General features: G+C 63.9%; 1 protein-coding gene. It reads left to right on the forward strand.

Annotated elements, in window-relative coordinates:
- Window positions 1-141: 141 nt before the first annotated feature.
- Window positions 142-418 (forward strand): TerB family tellurite resistance protein (locus EOA29_RS40380; RefSeq protein WP_189479214.1); only part of this gene is annotated, 277 nt, incomplete at its 3' end.

Here is a 418-nt window from a genome sequence, read left to right on the forward strand (position 1 = left end):
GTAGAAGCCAATCGAATGAAATCCGGAAGGCCGGCCTTGCGCTGGCCTTCCTTTTTTTGCCGGGACTGCGGTCAACGGCCGTTGGGCCTGCGGCATCGTCCCGGCTTGATAGCGGTGGGCGGTTCGCACTAAGTAGCCGGCATGTCGATTTGGGACCGCCTCGGCGACTTCATCGCTCGTGTTTCGTCGTCGGCGTCCTCGGGCGTCGCCGATGTCGTCGAGGCCGTGCGTACAGTGTTTTCCGGCGACCCGGATCTGCGCCGGCGCGTTGCCTTCTCGGTGGCGATGATCGCGCTCTCGGCCAAGATGGCGAAGGCTGACGGCATCGTCACTCAGGATGAAGTGCGCGCCTTCCAGGAAATCTTCGACGTGCCGCCGAGCGAGACGCGCAACGTGGCGCGCCTCTACGATCTTGCCA

Source organism: Mesorhizobium sp. M1E.F.Ca.ET.063.01.1.1, assembly GCF_003998155.1.
Lineage (GTDB): Bacteria > Pseudomonadota > Alphaproteobacteria > Rhizobiales > Rhizobiaceae > Mesorhizobium.